This is a genomic window from Mycolicibacterium chubuense (genome assembly GCF_001044255.1).
Taxonomy (GTDB): Bacteria; Actinomycetota; Actinomycetes; order Mycobacteriales; family Mycobacteriaceae; genus Mycobacterium; species Mycobacterium chubuense.
The window spans coordinates 88,707-107,398 of sequence record NZ_JYNX01000038.1 but is presented as its reverse complement, the minus strand read 5'-3'; the positions used below and the strand labels follow the sequence as shown (position 1 = coordinate 107,398).

Below are 18,692 nucleotides of genomic sequence, written 5' to 3'. Positions count from 1 at the left end.
CCACAGTGACCGTGGTGACCCATCGTCACTGAACGGCACGCCGGTCTCGCGGCACTGGTGGTGAGCGTCCTCGTACTGCTCACCGCCAGTGTCGGGCCGGGGCCGGACTCCCAGCGCGGCGGGCCCGGCGAGGTGATCGGCGGGCCCTACGCCGCGCTGCTGGCGCATTCGGTCGATCTCGGACCCTCGCACGACCGCACCGCACAACTCATCGTCGAGCTGCGTGACGGCGGCCCACCGCGCACCCTGCAGAGCTGGGCCGGCAGCCGGTCGCTGTCAGTGCGGTGGCGTCCGGGACAGCAGTGGGCGGTCGTCGAGGGCGGCGCGCAGACAGTGGCGCGCGCTTTCGGCGTCGACGTCCACGACTTCCGCGAACGCCACGGTCGGGTGTTCTACGCGTCGCGCCACCAACCCGCCGTCCCTGACGCGCTGGCCGGTGAGGTCAGCGGCGTCGGCCGCATCCTGGGCTACACGCCCTACCGCACCTCGCAGCCGCGGCAGTTGCCGCTCGACGTCCCCGAATTCGGGCTGACGCCCGCCGCGTTGCGCACCACCTATGAGGCCGACGGACTGTTCGGCGACGGGTACACCGGCGAGGGGCAGACGATCGCGATCTTCGCGTTCGGCGGCTTCGATCAGGCCGACCTCGACGCGTTCGCGACCCGATACGCGTTGCCGCGGTTCACTCCGACGGTGATCGGCGGATCGCCCGGTCCATCGAGCGCGGAGACGACGATGGACCTGTCGATCGTGCACGCCATCGCGCCCGATGCGCAGAAGGTGGTGGTCAACGCGCGCCCGACGGTCGAGGGTGACGGCGCCTACGTCAAGATCGGCCAGATGATGGAGGACGTCGACCGGCAGTTCCCCGGCGCGGTGTGGAGCTTCTCGATCAGCTGGGGTTGCGACAAGCTGCTCACCGCAACGGATCTCGCGCCCGCGCGGTCGGCGTTGACGGCGGCCTCCACCCGTGGCACCACGGCGTTCATGGCCAACGGCGACCTCGCCGGACTGGAATGCAAGAGCGGCGACGACTGGTCGTCCGCACCGGCGGCCGACAACGTAGGACTCAATTCGGTTGCCTCACTTCCCGAAATGGTCAACGTGGGCGGAACGACCCTGTCGACCGACGCCCGTGGCGGCTGGCTCGGTGAGCAGACGTGGTATGACATCCCGCTCTCGCTGGGCACCAGCGGGGGAGTGTCGGAGCTGTTCGATCTGCCCGGGTGGCAGGGCGCCGCGGCCGGCAACGTCGCCGCGGACCGCAACACCGGGCGGCGCTTGACCCCCGATGTGGCCGCGGTCGCCGATCCGTTCACCGGCGTCAGCTTCATCCTCGACGGCCAGCCGACCATCGGCGGCGGCACGTCGCAGGCCGCCCCGATCTGGGCCGGCTTCGCCGCGGTCATGAACGACTACCTGCTGTCCACCGGGGGCCGACGTCTGGGCGACCTGAACCCGCTGCTCTATCGCATCGCCGCGGGCGCACGCCTGCCGGCGTTTCGCGATGTGACCCTGGGCGGCAACGCCGTCGACAATGCCGCGCCGGGCTACGACCTCGTCACCGGTCTGGGCACCCCCAGGGTCGGTAACCTGGTCCGCGACGTCGCGGATCTGCAACGGGAGACCTCATGAGCGACGACGAACAACCGCCCACCACCGAGTGCCGGATCTGCCGCGTCGACGTTCCCGCGGGCACGTTCTGCGGTCTGTGCGGATGCCATCTGACTCCGCGCAAGTTCGAGGGCCCGGACTGGTTGCGGATCCGCAACTTCGGTGCCGCGCCGGGTGAAAGCGTGCTGTCGCCGTCACTGGTCAGCTCGCTGTTCCCGCAACTGACGCATCGCGGCGCGTTCCGGGTGGCCCTGGGCGCCATGCTGGTGTCGCTGGTGGCCTTCGCGCTGCTGCGCATGCCGGCGGCGCTGATCGCCGTCGGTGTCCTCGGTCTGCCCACCCTGTTCCTGATCTATCTGCGCGAGGCCGACGCGTTCCGTGACCTGCCGCCCCGCGTGCTGGCGCTGACCGCGGTGTTGGGCATCGGTCTCGGTGTCGGTTTCGCGCTGTTCACTGGTGCCGCGTTCGACCGGTCCTCCGGGTTCGCGCTCGGCGTCGGGATGACCACCCAGCAGATGCTGCTGGAGGGCATCGCGATCCCGTTGGCCGGCGCGGTGCTCATGCTCGCTCCCGTCGTCGTCATCCGCCTGATCGGGCCGCCCTCTCGGGAGTCCTTGGAAGGCTTCATGATCGGTGCGCTGGGTGCGCTGATGTTCACCGCGGCGGCGATGATGACCAGGCTGGTGCCCCAGCTCGACACCGGGCTCGTCGCCACCGCGCCGCTGAGCTTCTACGTCGTCGAAGCGGGCATCCGCGGCGTCGCGGTGCCGTTGACCTCCGCCGCGACGGGTGGACTGATCGGCGCCGCACTGTGGTTCGTGCGCCCGGAGAGCAAGAAGCATCAGCGCCCCGTTCTCGCCCGCGCGATCCTGGTGTTCTTCGCGGTGGCGATACTGCTGCTGAGCATCGCGCTGGGGCTGGTCGACGTCTCCCGCTCGCACCAGTGGCTGATGCTGGCGCTGTACACGGCCGTCGCGGCGGTGGCCGTGTTGCTGCTGCGGGTCAGCCTGCACCTGGCGCTGCTGCACGAGGCGCACGACGAGATCGCCGCCGACGAACCCGTGCTCTGCCAGAACTGCGGCCACGTGGTGCCCGACATGGCGTTCTGCCCGGGCTGCGGAGTCGCGGCGCGGGCGTCGTCGCGGTCCTCCCGCGCCCTGCGCCGTACCGCGCGCCCGCAACCCGTCGACGCTGACGGCGACGGCGACGTGCGTTGACCACCACCACGTTCTTTCCCGGCTACGCGGTCAGCGGGAAGCGCTACGAGGCGACGTCCATACGCCGCAGCTCGCACCGAAAGGTGTTGCTGCTATGGCTGATACCGGTCATCATCGTCGGCGCCGTGCTCGCCGCCATCTCGGCGAAGACCACCCCGGCGCCGGTGCGCTACGTGTGCCCGCCGGACTGCGGCCGGCCGCCCACCGGCACGCCCGTCGCCATCAATCCGCGCTTCACCGCCCCTGACGGATCCTTCTCGGTCTCCTATCCCGCCTCTGGCGCGGCCTACCGCATCACCACGCAGAACGAGGGCGTCACCGCGGAGTTCACCGGTGGGGAGGGCGGGACGATGCGACTGTTCAGCGAACCCGCTCGCGGCAGGGATGCGCGCCAGATCGCCACCGACCTGGTGGGCGCCCACGTTCCGGATCCCCGCACGGCCTACGAGATCCCCAACGCGATGGTGGGCTACCAGCCCGGCTACGGGGAGGCGATCGACTACTACCCGCAGGGCGGCACGAGCAGCTACTCCCGGATGCGGGTGATCGTGATGGTGGCGGTCAAGAACGATCTGGCCCTGGTCGCCTCGGTCGTCGGCCCGTACCACCAGTTCGGGCCGGACTTCGGCCCCGGCAAGCCGTCGGGCGCCAACGTCCAACTCGCCCTCGACATGGGCAAATACGTCAACAGCTTTTCGTGGCGGGGCGACCCACCCCGCTGAGGAGCGACGGTGGCCAAGGCCGTCGATCGCGGTTACGTTCGAGGGGTGACCGCTCCGACCGAGGCCCGATGTGGGAACTGCGGCCGAACGTCACCGGTCGTGTCGTCACAGCCCACCTGGTCGGCCGGGTCCGACCGGGTCAGCCGCTGGTTCCTCGACGTCGAATGCGCCGACTGCGGTCGCCAGTACGGTTGGCTCGCGGACTGATGAAGGGCGCGTTCGTCATCCGGGCACGGGCCGACCGTCCTAAGATGTCAGCGACGACAGGGGGCTGGATGTGAACCGATCGGTGATGACTGGTCTGTGCGGGGCGACCGCGGTGGCCGCGCTACTGGCGCTGGCGCCGCCGGCCGGCGCCGACACCGCCGCGTTCCTCGCCGGGCTGGAACCGGTGTACACGTCGCTGACCCGCGAGCAGCTGCTGAACGCCGGCTCGATCTCGTGCGCGATCCTCGACGCAGGACAGCCAGCGCCGGTCGCGGTCGAGACCCTCTACCGGCAGATGGGTATCGCACTGGCGACCGGTAGCGACATCGTCAGCGCCGCCGCCCTCAACCTCGGCTGCTGAGCGCGACTCACCAGCCCATCGAGCCCGGCACCCCTTTGAAGGGGCCGGCGATCCAGCTGTTGATCCAGCCGCCGTAGAACCCGCCGGGTTGCGGCACGACGTCCTCCCCGTTGACGGTGCACCGGTCCACCGCGGCAGCCATCACGGCCACCGCCCCGGCGATCGCGGTGAACCCGCGCGTCGGCGACCGATACGTCCACGCCGCCCGCGGCGCCACGGCTGTCGGCGTCACCAGGTCGAAATAGCTTGCCTGCCCCTTCCATTCGCACCAGGACGCCCCGTCGGCGGGACGCAGCACGCCGTCGCTGAAGCTTTCGGCCGGCAGGTAGTAGGTGGGGGGATGGCTGGTTTCGAGCACCCGCCAGGCGCGGTCGGTGGACGCGATCACCTGACCGCCCAGTTCGACGGTGATCGACCCGGCGAACTCCTCGAGACGTGGGGGACGGGGATAGTCCCACACCGACTCCTGTCCAGGTCGGGGCTTGTCCGGTACGGGCATGCCGCCGAGTGTAGGCCGAAATTCTGCCTCCCCTGTTTCGATCACCGCCCCCGGGGGGCACGCTGGACCCATGACCATCCGAGACCATCAGCGTCAGCGCACGTTCTTCGGGCACCCGATCGGACTGACCAACCTGTTCGGCGTCGAGTTGTGGGAACGATTCTCCTTCTACGGGATGCTCACGATCCTGGCGTACTACCTGTACTACTCCGTGACCGACGGCGGCCTCGGGCTGCCGCAGAGCACCGCCACCGGAATCGTCGGCGCCTACGGCGGATTGGTGTACCTGTCCACCGTGCTCGGCGGCTGGGTGGCCGACCGACTGCTGGGCATGGAGCGCACCGTCTTCTACGGCGGTGTGGTGGTGATGATCGGGCACATCGCACTGGCCGTGCTGCCCGGACTGACCGGTGTAGGCGTCGGGCTGGTGTGCGTGGCACTGGGTTCGGGCGCGCTCAAGGCCAACGCGTCGTCGCTGCTCGGCACGCTCTACGACAAGGGTGACGCGCGCGCCGACGGCGGTTTCACGCTGTTCTACCTGGGCATCAACCTGGGCGCGTTCATCGGGCCGCTGATCACCGGGTTGCTGCAGACCCACGTCGGATTCCACTACGGTTTCGGCGCGGCCGCAATCGGGATGGCCCTGGGCCTGGCGCAGTACGTGGCGTTCCGGCGCAACCTCGGCGAGCACGGCCGCGACGTACCGAACCCGTTGCCGCGCAACGCCATCGGTAAGACCGTCGCCGTCATGGTCGCCGGCCTGGTGGTGATCGGCATCGCGATCGCGCTGAAGCTCGTCACGCTGGCCAACCTGTCGCAGGTGACCACCGGCGTCATCGTCGTCGCATCGGTGGTGTATTTCGCGGTCATGCTGCGCAGCGGCCACGTCACCACCGAAGAGCGGGTCCGGGTCCGCGCGTTCATCCCGCTGTTCATCGCCAACGCGGTGTTCTGGTCGCTGTTCCAGCAGATCTTCACGGTGCTGGCCGTCTACTCCGACGAGAGGATGAACTGGTCGATCTTCGGCTGGACGGCGCCGTCGAGTTGGATCGGCTCCATCGAACCGGTGTGGATCATCCTGCTCTCGCCGCTGTTCGCGCTGCTGTGGACCCGGCTGGGCAACCGCGCGCCCACCACGCCGCGCAAGTTCGCCTACGGCGTCATCGGCATGGGCCTGGCGTTCCTGTGCTTCGTGCCGCTGGCCGGCACGACGGGCAAGGCGACGCCCGCCTTGCTCGTGATGGCGATCATGGCCGTGTTCGCGGTGTCCGAACTGCTGCTCTCCCCGATCGGCCTGTCGGTGACCACCAAGCTGGCTCCGGAGGCGTTCCGCGCACAGATGATGGCCCTGTACTTCTTCTCGGTCGGCCTCGGCACCGCGATGTCCGGGGTGCTCGCCGGCTACTACGACTCGTCGCGGGAGTTCGCCTACTTCGGCATCCTGGGCGTGGTCGCGGTGGCCGCCGGTGCCGTGGTGTTCGTCATCTCGCCGTGGATCAGCCGCCAGATGGAAGGGGTGCACTGAGCGCGACCGTGGTCACCTCGGTCAGGTTTCCGTCGTCGGTGGGCTGCTCGAAGACCACCTCCGCGTGACGGCCCGTCGCGTTCAGCGAGGCGATGGTGTTGCCGAAGAGCGGTCCGCTCAGGTTGCGCCATGACACCGGCAGCTCCGGCGAGCCTGCGCGGCGCGCCCAGCGTCGGGTGAGCCGGGCCGCCGGTGCCGACCAGCCCAGCTTGAACGCGGGCTTGACGAAGGCCGGCACGTAGTTGTGCACCGGCGAGCAGACCAGCTGATGCACCCGCGTCGGCGTCGGCACGCCGAAATCGGCGCGCGCGGCGTAGCTGTGGTGGACGTCGCCGGACAGCACCGAGATCGTGGCGGGCCCCTGCGGCGACGACGCGGCGGCGGCGATGAGCTCGCCGAGCCGCAGGAACGACGCGAAGAACGCCGGCCAGTGCTCGAGATCGGCGGTCTGCCTGATCTTTTCGCCGAGCCGCCCGCGCAGCCCGTCGCGGCCGGCCGCGATCTCGTTGACGGTCTGCAGGTCGGCGAGCGCGGGTGGCAGCAGCCACGGCAGCGACGACCCGATGATCAGGTGGTCGACGCTGTCCAGGTCGTCACCGACCTGCTGCTCGACCCACGCGAACTCGCGGTCGCCCAGCATCTTCCGTTCCCCGCCGTCGAGGATGCGGGCGTTGCGGGAGTCCACCATGACCAGCCGGCTGCGGCCCAGGTCCCAGCGGAAACTGAACCGCAGCCCCTTGTCGCCGTCGACCTCGCTGTCGGCGCGGTCGGCCAGCTCGGCGAGCAGTGGCCAGCAGTCCCCGTCGGCGGCGAGCACCTTCTGGTAGTCCTCATCGGTGTCGAGTTCGCCCGGGCTCAGATTGCCCAGGTGCTGGTACACCCAGTACGAGGCCAGGCCGGCGCGGATGCGGTCGCGCCACCAGGGCTCGGCGTTGATGTCGGCCCGCCACGTCGCCGAGGTGTTCCAGTCATCGCGAATGTCATGGTCGTCGAAGATCATCGCGGTGGGCAGCGTGGACAGGATCCACCGGATCTCCGGATCGCCCCAGGTGTGCCGGTAGAGGCCCACGTACTCGGAGAACGAGACCACCTCGTCGGGCGGGCGGCTGTTGGTGGAGCGCCGCCCTGATCGACGGCCGGCGAGATGACGGCGCGCCTCGGGGGTCAGTTCGTCGGCGTAGACCTGATCGCCGAGCAGCAGCAGCGCATCCGGCCATTCGTCGACCGGCATCGAGGTCAGCCGGGTGGCGTAGCAGTCCAGGGCATCCAGGCCGAGCTTCTCGTCGAGCTTGGCGTCGCCGGTCTTGGGATAGCGGCACGATCCGAAGATCACCTTCAGCCGGTCGGCCGTCTCCGGCCCCCGCGTTCTGATCACGCTCGGCGGGAACGGGGTGTCCGCCTCCGGCCAGCACTTGGTGCCGTCGACGTGCACCTCGTAGGCGGTGGTGGAGTCCGGGGTCAGCCCGCTGACTGGAACGAGGGCGTAGTGGCAGCCCTGCACCTCGAACGTTCGGGTGCGGCAGCCCAGCACCTCCACCTCGGCGGAGGCGTCGGTCTGCACCCACACCGTTGCGGTCGTGTCACCGACGTGGCGCAGCACCGGACCGAGCAGAAGGGTCACCGTGACAGCCTAGAGGGGGCCCGCAGCGGTCACCGCCCCAGCTTCTTCTTGATCAGGTCGGTGACGATCCGGGTCGGTGGCACGGGACGGAACGCCCGCGCCGCGGCGGTGAGCGCGTCGCGTGCCTGCACGCTCAGCTCGAGGTCCGCTGCGGCGACGTTGAACTCGAGTTGAGCCACGCTGGACGCGCCGGGGATGGCGACGACGCCGGGCAGGGCGATCAGCCAGGCCAGCGCGACCTGTGCCGGCTCGGCGCCGAGGTCGGCGGCCACATCGCGCAGGATCTGCAGCAGCGGCTCGATGCGGCGCAGGTTCTCGGGCGCGAACAGAGGGTTCACCGCCCGCACGCCGCCGGGCCGGTTGTGCTCGCCGTACTTACCACCGAGCAGGCCCTGCGCCAGAGGGCTGTAGGCGATGACGATCCGGTTCTCCCGTTCGGCGAACGGAACCAGATCGTCGAGCGCGTCGGGATGGGCGAGGGAGAAGTGCACCTGATTGCTCACCACGGGCCGCCCCAGCGCGGCATCGGCCTTGCGCCAGCGCGCCAGCGAGTAGTTCGACACCCCGGCCGCGCCGATCAGTCCGCTGTCGAGCAGGTCGCGCATGCCGGGCATGATCACCGAATCCGGCACCACCGGGTTGGGCTGATGGATCTGGTAGAGCGGGATGCGGTCGAGCTGCAGCCGCTGCGCGCTGGCCCGGGCGCGCTGCTTGACCACCGCGGGGAACGGCGCCACCGGGAACACCTTGCTGGCGACGGCCACCTCGGCGCGCTGATCGCCGAGCGCCTCGGCGAGGATGCGTTCGCTGCGCCCGAAGCCGTAGACCTCGGCGGTGTCGAACAGCGTCACCCCGAGGGCGAGGGCGCGGGAGACGATGTCGCGGGCCGCGCCCGCCGCGTACGTGTCGCCGTAGCCCCACTCCCGCGAGCCGAACTGCCAGGTCCCCAGGCCGATCCGGCTGACCCGTCCGACCCCGTCCACGTCGATGTATTTCATGGCTCCACGGTAGGTGACACCGGCGCCGGCGAATCCTCCGCAGATGGCCGCATCCGAAGTCGGTGGTGGTAAATTCCCCGCTACAGCACACCTTCGCGGAGGGGGGTCACCGTGGCCCGGTGTGACCGACCGCAGAAGCGCTGGTCGACCTCGACGCTGTCCACCGGCGTGGCGCTGATCGGGATCGGCATCGGACTGGCGGCCGGACCGGGCGTCGCCGCGGCCGCTCCCACCGACTCCGCCGACACTACGGCGTCCGCGGCCGCCGCAGGCGCCGATACCAGCACTGACACCGATACCAGCACCGCGCACGCCGCTCCCGACACCGAGCCGGCCTCCCGTGCCACCGAGCCCGCCGACACCGAGCCCGCCGACACCGAGAACCTCACCGAGGCCGGGTCCCGAATCACGTCGACGGCAGGCGGCCGTCACCGTCGTGCCGCCCGACACGTCGAGGCGCGGGCCGAGAAGGCCGACGCACCCGCGACGCCGGAACGGTCTGCCATCGAAGGACCGGAGACGCCCGAGTCGGCAGCACCGGCGGTCACCGCCCGCCCCGAACCGGCGGCCGCCCGCACGACCGAGGCCGTCACCGTCGACACCCCGCCGGAACGGCCGACACTGCGCAGCGTGGTGAGCGCGCGACCCGTGACGGTGAAGAGCATCGCCACCGACGTGCTGACGTGGTCCGGGCTGCGCCCGCTGCCCGACGGGCTGCCGCTGCCCAGCGCCCCGGCCTCAGCCCTGGTGCAGTCGCTGTGGTTGGCGGTACGGCAGTCGCAGTACACCCTGCACAACCAGCGACCGACCGCAGCGCCGACCACCTCCGGACCCGGCCCCGACGGCACGCTGCGCGGAAGCCTCAACGCCACCGACTACGACGACGCCTCCCTGACCTACACCGTCAGCTCAGCCGCGGCCTATGGCACGGTGAGTATCGACGCCGACGGCGGGTTCGTCTACACCCCGTTCGCCGGAAAAGCCGGCCGCGCAGACAGTTTCACGGTCACCGTCGACGACACCCCCGGCAACCCGCTCCACGTTCACGGCCTGCTCGGGCTGCTCGGCGCGAACCGGCCGACCGAGGTCGTCATCGCCGTCTCCGCCGACGCCACCCTGGCCGCCGGCACCGCGCCGCCCCGCAGCATCGACGGACCCTTCACCGACAGGGTGGTCACCGATGCCGCCGCCGCGGCCGCGGTGATGAACGACATCGCCGCGACGCTCGGCGCCGCCGCCGGCTTCGCCGACCCCGCGGCCATCTCCACCGTCACGGCCGGAACCGGAGACACTGCCGAGACCTTCTACCGCTACACCGAGACCGTCGGCGGAATACCCGTCGTCGGCAGCGACGTGATCCTGGTGACCGACGCGCACGGCACGGTGACCGGGCTGTTCAACAACTACCGGGGCGTGTCAGCGGCTTTCGACGTGACACCCGACGCCCGGATGGACGGCAACGCCGAGATCGCGGCGATCGCACGCCCTCGCGCGACGTTCACCAAGCAACTGGTCATCTACGCCCCCGACGACCAGACGGCCCCCAGCCTCGCGTGGCGTGTCGTCGGCGCCGCGCCGCGTTCCCTGTTCTACCGGCCGGGGACCACCTGGCTGGTCGGCGCCGAGGGCGCACAGACGGCGACGGTGCTCGTCAGCGTCCCCAACGCCGTGCCGCTCACGGCCGTGAACTCCGCCAAGGATTGGGCAGGCAGGACGCGACTCATCACCGTCGACGTCCGTACGACGTCCTGGTTCACCACCTATCGTCTGATCGACGCCGGCCGCGACATCACCACGTACAAGACGTCGTACCCGTTCTTCGGTCTGGGCGGCGGCGTGCTGCCGGGGACCGTGGTCAAGCGCGGCCTCCTGGGCTGGAACACCGGCGGCGTGTCCGCCCACGCCAACACCGCGCTGGTCTACGACTACTACCGGGATGTGTTGGGCCGCAGGTCGTTCGACGGCAACGGTGCACCCGTCGACGTCAGCATCCTGTACAACCCGCAGAGGTCGGCCGGCGGTTACGCCAACGCCTTCTGGGATCCGGGCCGCGAGCAGCTCGCCTTCGGCGACAGCGGCCACCTCGAGGCCGCCGTCGACGTCATCGGCCACGAATTCACCCATGCGGTGATCAGCTTCGTCGTGGGCGGGCCATCGGGCGGTTCGGTGCTCGACTACGGGGAGTCCGGAGCTCTCAACGAGGCGATGGCCGACATCATGGGCATGCTGATCGAGAACAAGACGGGAACCCAGCGCTGGCTGCTCGGGGAGGACTCCCAACTCGGGGCCGTGCGCAACCTGGCCGATCCCACGTCGATCAGTACGTCGATGGGCCCCTACCGCGACACGTACGCGAGCCGCTACAAAGGGCTGGGCGACGACGCCGGAGAGCACGTCAACAGCACGATCTTCAGCCATGCGGCGTACCTGATGATGACCGACCCTGCAACGGCGGGTATCTCGAACGACATGTGGGCCACGGTCTTCTATCACGCGCTGTACCGGCTCAGCACCGATTCGGTCTTCACCGACGGGCGAGCCGCGGTGCTCAGCGCGGCGCGTGCCCTCGGCCTGAGCGCCGCGCAGCAGAGCGCGATCGGCAATGCCTTCGACACCGTCGGAATCCCCAGTGACGCAACGTCATCGGTCGTCGCCGCCTGATTGATCCACCAGCACCGCCCCGTCGGGTCGGTCGCCGATGGTCTGCAGGTCGAGCCTGCCGTCGGCCATCGTCAACCGGATGATCTGCGCGAGCTCGGCCGGTGCGTCGCACTGCAGGTAGTGGTCGGCGCCCGGCACCACCCAGTAGCGGTTGCGCCCCGGCTTGGACCGCAGGTAGGCCTGCCAGACGTGATTGGCGACCCGCAGCGGCGCGACGCTGTCGTGCAGCCCCCAGATGAGGGTGGTGTCGACGCCGATGCCCGAGAGCCGCTGCAACCATCCGGTCTCGTCCGCGGCGCGCTCGTGGAGATAGCGAACGGTGTCGGGAAGCACCGCGATCCCGTCGTTGTGGGCGAAACAGCTTGCCAATGCGGCGATCTCGGGGTCCTGCAGATCGCGACGGGGCAGGAACGTGGCGGCGCCGAGTCCGGCCGCCAACATCTGCGGGGTGGTCGCCGCCGCCGTGGCGCGGCCGGTCGCGTCGTCGAGCAGCGCGACCTGGAACGCGGTCAGATTCGCCAGCGGGAGATAGATGTTGGCGTTGGTCAGGAACAGCTCCTGCGGGAGCGCGGCGTTGTCGAGGTCGGCGAGCATGGCGAGTGCGATCATGCCGACGCTGCTGCCGCGGTCATGGGTGATCATCCGGTACTCGCGCAGGTCCCACATCTCGGTGATCGCGTGCACGAGCAACCGCGCGTCGTCATAGAGCGAGTAGACGTAGGGCGCCCGGGGCTTGTCCGACAGGCCGTACCCCGGGAAGTCCAGCGTGAAGATCTCGACGTCGGCGGCCAGTTCGTCCGCCAGAGACCGGAAGTCGATGCTCGCGGTCGGGAACCCGTGCACGCACACCAGAGGTGGGGCGCCCGGGGTCCCGCAGCGGCGGGTGAACACGTCGACCGCGCGTCCGCCGTTGGCGGGTGTGGTCGACCCCCAGGTGAAAGTCGTTCCTGCTCGTTGCCATTCGTCGAAGACGTCCACGCGTGAAAAGCTAGCGTGTCAGAGGCTGATCGGAGGAGGTGTTCGTACGATGCGGCGCGTGCTCGCCCTGGTCGCCCCGCTGGGGCTCGCGTTCATCCCGCTAGGCATGGCGCTGGGTTTCCTGGTGGTGCACGCCGGGTTGTCGTGGTGGTGGGCGCCGGTGTTCGCCGGGGTGATCTACGCCGGGTCGCTGGAGTTTCTGATGGTGGCGCTGGTGGCGGGTGCGGCCCCGGTGGCGACCGTCGCGGTGACCTCGCTGGTGGTGAATTCACGGCACATCTTCTACGCGCTGTCCTTCCCGCTGCACCGCGTGACCGGTCTTCCGGCGAAGCTCTACAGCACGTACACGCTGTCCGACGAGGCGTACGCCGTCGCCGTCAGCCCGGAGGCGCAGGGGTGGACCACCCGTCCGATCCTGTTCATGCAGTTGACGTTTCACCTGCTGTGGGTGACCGGCGCGGGACTCGGCGGCTTGGTGGGGGAGGCGCTGCCGATCGACCGGCTCGTCGGCCTGGACTTCGCGCTGACCGCCCTGTTCATCGTGTTGGGCATCGAGGCGTACCGGCAGCGGCCGGACCGGCTCACCGCGGCGATCGCCGTGGCCTGCGCAGTCGGCGCGTGCCTGGTTGTCCCCGGCCAGATGCTGGTGTGTGCGTTCGCCGCGTTCACCGCCATGCTGTTGCTGCGGCGACGGACCCGCCATGCCTGACACCGCCTACATGGCGCTGCTGGTGGGGGTCAGCGCGGCGGTCACCTGGGCGCTGCGCGCTTTGCCGTTCGCGGTGCTGGCCCCCATGCGGGACAGCGCCGTCGTGCGCTACCTCAGCGTGCACATGCCCGTCGGCGTGATGGCGATGCTGGCGATCTATTCAGTGAAGACCGTCGTGGGGGACACTGCGCTGCAACTGCTGTGGCTGGCGCTGGCGGTCGCCGTGACGGCGGGCCTGCAGCTCTGGCGCGGAGGGGCGCTGGTGAGCATCCTCGCCGGTACGGCGTGCTACGTGACGTTGATGACGGCGTGGGGCGGCTGACTCAGTCAGTGCCCTGCAGGTAGGCCACCAGCGCGTTGGTCAGCCCGCGGCGTGCGACGTCCAGGTCGGCGTACGAGCCGAGTTGACGTTCGGAGACCAGCCCCCGCATCGCCCCGGGGATCAGCGTGGCGACCTCGCGGACACGCTCGGGGTCGACGTCCAGGCCCGCGAACGCGTCGTGACAGATCGCCAGCCACGACTGCCCCCAGGAGTGCAGTTCGGCCGCGGTCCGCGGGTACAGCCGCTCCAACTCCGCGTGATCGTGTGGGAGGGCGGCGCGCAGGTTCTCGATCGCGCGCGAATCCGGTTCTGCCAGGCCGTCGTACAACGTGTCGATGATGGCGGCGACGCGGTCGCGTAACGACGCGTCGGGGTCGGCGGGGCTGAAGACATGCGCCCGGCGCTCGGCGGTGCGGTGCAGCACCGCGGCCCAGAAACCGTCGGCGTCGCCGAACTGGTACTGCACGGCGCCCCACGTCGCACCGATGTCCTTGGCGATGCGATTGGCCGACACGGACCCCGGATCGCCCGAGGCCAACGACCGTAGGGCCGCCTCGAGCATGTTCTCGCGCGTGGCCTGACCGCGCCGGTTGGGGCGCCGCGCGGGGGCTGCTACGTCGGACATGGTCCAAGGGTACCGAAAGTTTCATTGAGTGTTCTATGATCCGACGCATGGCCCCACCGCCCTTGTCGATGAGACCGACCGGCTGGTTCCAGATCGCGTGGTCCGACGAGATCGGCGTCGGCGCCGTGCACACCATGAAGTACTTCGGCCGCGAGATGGTGGCCTGGCGTGCCGAGTCGGGGCGGCTCACCGTGATGGACGCCTACTGCGAACACCTGGGCGCCCATCTCGGTTTCGGGGGCACGGTGCACGGCGAGGTACTGCAGTGCCCGTTCCACGGGTGGCAGTGGAATCAGCAGGGCCGCAACGTGTGTATCCCCTACGAGGACAGGCCCAATCGAGGCCGGCGGATCACCACCTATCCGGTGATCGAGCGCAACGAGTCGGTGTACGTCTGGCACGATGTCGAGGGCCGCGAGCCGTTCTTCGAGGCCCCGGACGTGTTCGCCGGCTTCGGCGATGGCAGCAGCGCCGGCGACTACTACCCGCAGCAGCGTCTGTTCGAGCCGGGCCTGGAGATGCACCCGCAGTACGTGCTCGAAAACGGCGTCGACGTCGAGCATTTCCGGTACGTCCACCACACCCCGATCAGCCCGGTCTTCACCCGGCACGACTTCGACGCCCCCGTCGCGTTCGTCGATTTCACGATCACGTTCACCGGCGACGACGGCCAGCGCATCGAGGACGTCGGCAGCGGCGTCGAGGCTATCAACGGTGGACTGGGCATCGCGGTCACCAAGAGTTGGGGGATGATCGACAACCGCACGATCTCGGCGATCACCCCCGTCGACGACACCACCTCCGATGTGCGGTTCATGGTCTACATCGGCCGTACGAAGGGCAAGTCCGCCGTTCATGATCCGGAGAAGGCCAGGGTCCGGGCCGACGAGTTCGGCGCCGAGGTCATCCGGCAGTTCCGCCAGGACATCCACATCTGGTCGCACCAGCGCTACTCCGATCCGCCGGCGCTGGCCGGTTCGGAGCTGGCCGGCTTCACCGCAATCCGCCAGTGGGCCAAGCAGTTCTATCCCGAGAAAGGCAGTCGATGACGATCAGGGTGTTCCAGGTGGCGACGGGCAACGTCGGCTCGGAGATGATCAAGAGGATCGCGACCCAGCCCGACCTCGAATTGGTCGGGGTGCACTGCTACTCACCGGAGAAGATCGGCCGCGACACCGGCGAACTGGTGGGGCTGTCGCCCAACGGGGTGATCGCCACCGGCACGGTGGGGGAGATCATCGCGGCTCGGCCCGATGTGCTGACGTTCCACGGTGTGTTCCCCGACGAGGACCTCTACGTGCAGGTGCTGGAGGCCGGCATCGACGTCGTCACGACGGCCGACTGGATCACCGGCTGGCACCGCGACCGCAACCATCCGCACCACTCGGGTAAACCGGTCACCCAGTTGCTTCAAGAAGCCTGCGAGAAGGGCGGTTCCACGTTCTACGGCACCGGGATGAATCCGGGCGTCAACCAGATCCTCGGCGTGGTGTGCTCGGCGGATGTCGCCGACATCGAGAACGTCACCACCATCGAATCGGTCGATGTGTCCTGCCACCACTCCCGCGACACCTGGATCGAGGTGGGGTACGGCCAGCCAGTGGACGACCCGTCGATTCCGGGCAAGCTGGAGAAGTACACCCGGGTGTTCGCCGACAGCGTGCTGATGATGGCCGACTGCTTCGGTCTGACGCTCGACGATGTGGCCTTCAGCTACGAGCTCGGCGCGTGCACCAAGGACGTCGACCTGGGCTGGTATCAGCTGCCGAAGGGCTCGCTGGGCGGCAACTACATCAAGTACCAGGGGATGATCGACGGGGTGCCGCGTGTCGAGACGCACCTGGAGTGGCAGATGACGCCGCACACCGACCCGTCCTGGGACATCAAGGGCTGCTACATCACTCAGATCAAGGGCGACCCGAACATCTACAACAAGCACATGATCTTCCCGAAGCCCGGCGTCGACCTGTCCGACCCGGCGAGCTTCGCCTCGATCGGGATGACGGTGACGGGTATGCCGGCGCTGAACGCGATCAAGGCCGTCGTGGCGGCGCCGCCTGGAATCCTCACCAGCGCCGACCTGCCGCTGCGGGGATTCGCCGGGCGGTTTCGGCTGTAGGTGGATCGCCGCGGCGGGGCAACCGCCGTGGTGAGTGCGCGTGGTGGATGCTCGATCGATGTCGACATTCCGCCAACAGGCGATCCAGGCGTTGTACGAGGGTTCGTTGGCCGACGTGGGGGACCGGAATCCGTACGCGGGTCGATCGCTCACCCTGGCCAAGCTCTGGCATCGCGGGTACATGCGGATGCTGTCGGTGCGGATCGAATGCGGGCCGGCGATGCAGCGCTATCGTGCCGGACGTGCTGAGGCGGAGGATGATTCAGACCGCTGAATCCCCCGTGGGGCCGTCGCTCGAGCCTTCCGTCTCGGTTATCCACAGGCTGGAAGTTCGTGCCGGACGGTGTCGGTGGACTATGGCAGGATCGAATGTATGTTCGAGTCGGCCGAGGGGATCGATTGCATCCTCGCGATGGGATGCGCCGCTCAGGCGGAGTCGCGCGCGATCGCCGAACGACTCGCCGCGGTGGCCCGGCTGCACGCACTCCGGACGCGGGAGTACCCCCACGTCGAGTACTGGGTCACGGACGTTCACGAGGCGGTCGCCGCCGAAGTGTCGGCGGCGCAGAACATCAGCCGGTCACGCGCGGGAAGCCAGGTGCGAATGGCAGTCTCGTTGCACCAACGCCTCCCTCGAGTCGCCGAGATCTTCGCCCGGGGGCAGATCGACCTGCGGCTGGTCCGGATCGTGCTCAACCGCACCGACAACGTCGAGGACGACATCATCGCTGAGTTGGACGCCGCGTTGGCGCCCGAGCTGGTCAAATGGATGCGGTTCTCGGAGAAGAAGTTGAAGGAGCGCGTGGACCGGTGGGTGGCCACGTTCGATCCGGCCGGGGTGCGCGTTCCGCCGACCGTCCGGGACAACCTGTACTTCACCGTGGAACCTCACCTGCCGGGCACGGCGTTCGCCGGCGGGCTGCTCGACGCAGTGGATGCCGCGGCGTTGGACCAACGCCTCGACGCCCTGGCCGCCACGGTGTGCGATGCGGATCCCCGTACCCCTGGGCAGCGGCGGGCTGCCGCATGCGGCGCTCTGGGCCGCGGCGAATCGACGCTGGAGTGCCGGTGCGAGTCGCCGGAATGCCCGGCGACGGCGCTGAAGGAATCGGCTGCCCGCGTCGTCGTTCACATTCTGGCTGAGCAGGCCACCATCGACGGAACCAGCAATGCCCCAGGCTATCTGGAGGGCTTCGGCGTCATGCCCGCCGAAGAGGTGCGGGAGGTGGCCGCGGGGGCGGAGTTGCGCCCGGTCAACCGGCCCGGCGACGATCCGGAGCCCGGATACCGACCCTCGCGCCGGCTCAGGAACTTCCTCCGATGGCGTGACCTGACGTGTCGCTTCCCGGGTTGCGACGCTCCGGTGCAGCGATGCGACGTCGACCACACCGACCCGTGGCCCCTCGGGCCCACGCACCCGTCCAACAACAAGCATTACTGCCGCGACCATCATCTGATCAAGACCTTTTACAGTGGTGCGCACGGGTGGCGTGACGAGCAGCGACCCGACGGCACGGTCGTGTTGATCGCCCCTACCGGACTGGTCTACGTCACCGACGCCCATGGTGGACAGATGTTTCCGACGCTGGCGGTGCCGACGGCGGAGCTGCCCGGCTCCGTCGCTGCGCCTGAGGGGGCGGACAAGACCGCGATGATGCCGCGCCGCAGAAAGACCCGCGATCAGGACCGGCGGGATCGCGTGGAGCGCGAGCGGCGACAACGCATCGAGCTCGACGCGCAACGCGAACGGGCCCATCAAGCGTGGCTGGCCGAGACCTATGAGCCGCCGCCGTTCTGAATGGCGTGCGGTAACGCCTCGACGAGGTAGCCGGTTGTCGGCGCGGCCAGGCGAGGTCGGTCGTTGACCACGTAAAGGGGTGTCCATTCCGGCGTGCCAGATGCGTTGAGGTAAAACGTGATTGCCTGGGCTGACAATGAGCTGGTTTCCAGTGATGCGCGGCCGGTGCCGCGGGTGGGCTCAATCGCCTCCTCCAACAGCACAGCCGCATCCGCGTGTCCACCATCGGAGACCGCCAGCACCAGGTCCTGATCGAGCTCGACGTCGGCCGGAAAGACCCCCAGCGCGTGCGCGGGCGCTTCCCACTGCAACACGCGCAGGATCTCATCGCCGGTCAAAAGCGGCAGTGCGTCCATCGGCGGCAGCCCAACGCACCAACGGCGCAGCGTCGCATAGTCGTCCGGGGTGAAGATCGGCAGGCCCTGGGCGAAGTACGGCGGCGCGTACTCACGTTGTTCCCACTCGCCGGCCAGCATCTCGTCGAAGGCCGGTATGAATGCGGCTCCGATGCCGACGTTGCGGACGACCAGCCAGCTGCCGCTGGCACAGTGCTCCATGCCGCACTGCTCACAGAGGTGGACCTGTACCCGCGCGGCGCCCCAGGACGAGAGTTCGGCGGCATTCGCAAAAACAGCGCCGTCGATGGCGATCTGGGTCACTCTCTCGTGGGGCCCATCCGAGGAACTGAAATCCAGCGTCACGGTGCGAGTGGTGAG

19 protein-coding genes are annotated in these 18,692 nt (G+C 69.1%); 13 read left to right on the top strand and 6 right to left on the bottom strand.

Translation table 11 applies throughout. The annotated features are described in order from the left end of the window. Positions 1-54: 54 nt before the first annotated feature. From MCHUDSM44219_RS15870 to MCHUDSM44219_RS15855, 5 genes are all read left to right on the top strand, one after another. On the top strand, positions 55-1,635 hold the full coding sequence (locus tag MCHUDSM44219_RS15870) for a S53 family peptidase (RefSeq protein ID WP_109777787.1): 1,581 nt from the start codon (positions 55-57) through the stop codon (positions 1,633-1,635). Next, positions 1,632-2,831, top strand: a complete 1,200-nt coding sequence (locus MCHUDSM44219_RS15865; protein WP_048419210.1) for a zinc ribbon domain-containing protein — start codon at positions 1,632-1,634, stop codon at positions 2,829-2,831. The genes MCHUDSM44219_RS15870 and MCHUDSM44219_RS15865 overlap by 4 nt, the downstream gene beginning before the upstream one ends. Further along, the gene (locus MCHUDSM44219_RS15860; RefSeq protein WP_048419209.1) at positions 2,828-3,553 is read left to right on the top strand and encodes a hypothetical protein; all 726 of its coding nucleotides are present in this window, start codon (positions 2,828-2,830) and stop codon (positions 3,551-3,553) included. Before MCHUDSM44219_RS15865 ends, MCHUDSM44219_RS15860 begins: the two co-directional genes overlap by 4 nt. Before the next feature lie 9 nt (positions 3,554-3,562). Beyond that, entirely contained in the window at positions 3,563-3,760 is a 198-nt protein-coding gene (locus tag MCHUDSM44219_RS31835) for a DUF7160 family protein (protein WP_420094318.1), read from the top strand. An 85-nt stretch (positions 3,761-3,845) separates the two neighbouring features. Next, positions 3,846-4,121 (top strand): DUF732 domain-containing protein, encoded by a 276-nt coding sequence (locus tag MCHUDSM44219_RS15855; protein ID WP_131722318.1) that lies wholly within the window; start codon positions 3,846-3,848, stop codon positions 4,119-4,121. Between the two features lie 7 nt (positions 4,122-4,128). Here MCHUDSM44219_RS15855 and MCHUDSM44219_RS15850 read toward each other — a convergent pair whose 3' ends face one another. Continuing rightward, positions 4,129-4,620: a DUF427 domain-containing protein gene (locus MCHUDSM44219_RS15850; protein ID WP_048419207.1), complete on the bottom strand. Its 492-nt coding sequence runs from the start codon at positions 4,618-4,620 to the stop codon at positions 4,129-4,131. 70 nt (positions 4,621-4,690) lie between these two features. Here MCHUDSM44219_RS15850 and MCHUDSM44219_RS15845 point away from each other — a divergent pair, with 70 nt between their 5' ends. Then, positions 4,691-6,145, top strand: a complete 1,455-nt coding sequence (locus tag MCHUDSM44219_RS15845; RefSeq protein WP_048419206.1) for a peptide MFS transporter — start codon at positions 4,691-4,693, stop codon at positions 6,143-6,145. Here the strand turns inward: MCHUDSM44219_RS15845 and MCHUDSM44219_RS15840 are convergent. Continuing rightward, positions 6,117-7,766: an alkaline phosphatase D family protein gene (locus MCHUDSM44219_RS15840; protein WP_048419205.1), complete on the bottom strand. Its 1,650-nt coding sequence runs from the start codon at positions 7,764-7,766 to the stop codon at positions 6,117-6,119. The genes MCHUDSM44219_RS15845 and MCHUDSM44219_RS15840 overlap by 29 nt on opposite strands. A 29-nt stretch (positions 7,767-7,795) precedes the next feature. Next, entirely contained in the window at positions 7,796-8,764 is a 969-nt protein-coding gene (locus tag MCHUDSM44219_RS15835; protein WP_048419204.1) for an aldo/keto reductase, read from the bottom strand. Between the two features lie 111 nt (positions 8,765-8,875). Here MCHUDSM44219_RS15835 and MCHUDSM44219_RS31540 point away from each other — a divergent pair, with 111 nt between their 5' ends. Continuing rightward, positions 8,876-11,425, top strand: a complete 2,550-nt coding sequence (locus MCHUDSM44219_RS31540; RefSeq protein ID WP_048419203.1) for a M4 family metallopeptidase — start codon at positions 8,876-8,878, stop codon at positions 11,423-11,425. Here the strand turns inward: MCHUDSM44219_RS31540 and MCHUDSM44219_RS15825 are convergent. Next, complete coding sequence (locus MCHUDSM44219_RS15825) at positions 11,405-12,403, bottom strand: alpha/beta fold hydrolase (protein WP_048419202.1); 999 nt, start codon at positions 12,401-12,403, stop codon at positions 11,405-11,407. The genes MCHUDSM44219_RS31540 and MCHUDSM44219_RS15825 overlap by 21 nt on opposite strands. A 49-nt stretch (positions 12,404-12,452) precedes the next feature. On the opposite strand from MCHUDSM44219_RS15825, the gene MCHUDSM44219_RS15820 reads away from it, so the two are divergent. Together MCHUDSM44219_RS15820 and MCHUDSM44219_RS15815 are read left to right on the top strand one after the other, a co-directional pair. After that, positions 12,453-13,112 (top strand): AzlC family ABC transporter permease, encoded by a 660-nt coding sequence (locus tag MCHUDSM44219_RS15820; RefSeq protein ID WP_048419201.1) that lies wholly within the window; start codon positions 12,453-12,455, stop codon positions 13,110-13,112. Then, positions 13,105-13,434: a branched-chain amino acid transport AzlD family protein gene (locus MCHUDSM44219_RS15815; RefSeq protein WP_048419200.1), complete on the top strand. Its 330-nt coding sequence runs from the start codon at positions 13,105-13,107 to the stop codon at positions 13,432-13,434. Before MCHUDSM44219_RS15820 ends, MCHUDSM44219_RS15815 begins: the two co-directional genes overlap by 8 nt. Before the next feature lies 1 nt (position 13,435). Here MCHUDSM44219_RS15815 and MCHUDSM44219_RS15810 read toward each other — a convergent pair whose 3' ends face one another. After that, complete coding sequence (locus tag MCHUDSM44219_RS15810; RefSeq protein WP_048419199.1) at positions 13,436-14,059, bottom strand: TetR/AcrR family transcriptional regulator; 624 nt, start codon at positions 14,057-14,059, stop codon at positions 13,436-13,438. Positions 14,060-14,106: 47 nt separating this feature from the next. Here MCHUDSM44219_RS15810 and MCHUDSM44219_RS15805 point away from each other — a divergent pair, with 47 nt between their 5' ends. From MCHUDSM44219_RS15805 to MCHUDSM44219_RS15790, 4 genes are all read left to right on the top strand, one after another. Next, entirely contained in the window at positions 14,107-15,108 is a 1,002-nt protein-coding gene (locus MCHUDSM44219_RS15805; RefSeq protein ID WP_048419198.1) for a 3-ketosteroid-9-alpha-monooxygenase, oxygenase component, read from the top strand. Further along, positions 15,105-16,178, top strand: coding sequence for an NAD(P)H-dependent amine dehydrogenase family protein (locus tag MCHUDSM44219_RS15800; protein ID WP_048419197.1), 1,074 nt, complete (start codon positions 15,105-15,107; stop codon positions 16,176-16,178). Before MCHUDSM44219_RS15805 ends, MCHUDSM44219_RS15800 begins: the two co-directional genes overlap by 4 nt. 58 nt (positions 16,179-16,236) lie before the next feature. Then, entirely contained in the window at positions 16,237-16,452 is a 216-nt protein-coding gene (locus tag MCHUDSM44219_RS15795) for a ribosome modulation factor (protein WP_048419196.1), read from the top strand. Between the two features lie 99 nt (positions 16,453-16,551). Further along, entirely contained in the window at positions 16,552-17,976 is a 1,425-nt protein-coding gene (locus MCHUDSM44219_RS15790) for an HNH endonuclease signature motif containing protein (protein WP_048419195.1), read from the top strand. Here the strand turns inward: MCHUDSM44219_RS15790 and MCHUDSM44219_RS15785 are convergent. After that, on the bottom strand, positions 17,955-18,677 hold the full coding sequence (locus MCHUDSM44219_RS15785; RefSeq protein WP_048419194.1) for a hypothetical protein: 723 nt from the start codon (positions 18,675-18,677) through the stop codon (positions 17,955-17,957). The genes MCHUDSM44219_RS15790 and MCHUDSM44219_RS15785 overlap by 22 nt on opposite strands. Positions 18,678-18,692 lie beyond the last annotated feature (15 nt).